Here is a 1,038-nt window from a genome sequence, read left to right as displayed (position 1 = left end):
GTCGCTTCGCGATGGCCTTCGGCCACCCTTGACAGACCGTCCCGCCACGAAAAGCCGAAGACTGCCGGGAACCCCCCAAAGGAACGGGACGGATGGTGGACGGGCATGCGGCCGGATCAGCGACCAGGCGGGGTCGTCGGGGGTCGGCAGACCGGGCATCCGGGCCGCGGTGAATCCCCTTCGGGGCCTCCCCCCGCGTCAGATCGCTACGCGCTCCTCCCGTCTCGGCGTCCGCCGCCCGCCTGGGGTCGATACCCGCACCAAATGCCGAACGGACCGGCATCCGGCGCCGGGGGCGCGTCAGATCGCTACGCGCTCCTCTTTCCTCGGCGTCCGCCGGCCGTCTGGAGATGCTGCACTACTGCCGAACGGGTCGGCCTCAACGCACGCTCCACGCGCTGATCGAGGGGAGTGGGACCCGGAAGGATTCGCCCAGTGCGGCGGGAAGGCTGCTGGAGCCGGAGATCAGCTGGCAGCCCTGGAGGTGGAGGAAGGCCGGGGGGTACTCGGGCGTCTCCCCGGCCTCACGGCTGAAGTCCTCGGCGAAGCGGAGGTCGGGCAGACCGGTGTCGGAGAGCTGACCGGCGAGATGAGTCGCCCAGTGCCGATGGGCCGCGATCCGGCCCGTTATCACCACGCCCTGCGCCACGACGGTGATGCGCGGGCCTTCCCCCTCCATCTCCGTCCGGTTGATCAGATCGATGAGCAGGTCGTCTCGTGTGGTCATGCCCCGAACTGTAATGATCATGAAGGCGTCCGCCATCGGCCCCAGACGGCCGTCGGACGCCGAGATCAGAGGAGCGCGTAGCGATCTGGGGCGTGAGGGCGGCCCCGGAGGGCAGTCGCATCTGCCCGGATGGATGTCTGCCGGGCCCCGACCTGCCCGCCTGGTCGCTGATCTGGCCGCATGTCCATCTCCGGACCGTCCCGTTCCTTTGGGGGTTTCCCGGCAGTCTTCGTTTTTCCGTGGCGGGACGGGCTGTCAAGAGTGGAGCGCAGCGACATCGCGTAGCGACGCGACGAAGGAGCGCTCTTGAC

The 1,038-nt window shown here is 69.2% G+C and carries 1 protein-coding gene; it reads right to left on the bottom strand.

The window, feature by feature from the left end:
* Positions 1 to 379: 379 nt before the first annotated feature.
* Positions 380 to 727 (bottom strand): hypothetical protein, encoded by a 348-nt coding sequence (locus ACFVXK_RS38745; RefSeq protein WP_389622131.1) that lies wholly within the window; start codon positions 725 to 727, stop codon positions 380 to 382.
* Positions 728 to 1,038 lie beyond the last annotated feature (311 nt).

This window comes from Streptomyces sp. NPDC058157 (assembly GCF_042884105.1).
Classification (GTDB): domain Bacteria; phylum Actinomycetota; class Actinomycetes; order Streptomycetales; family Streptomycetaceae; genus Streptomyces.
Note: the sequence above shows the minus strand (reverse complement) of the source record. Positions and strands in the feature narration are given on the sequence as shown.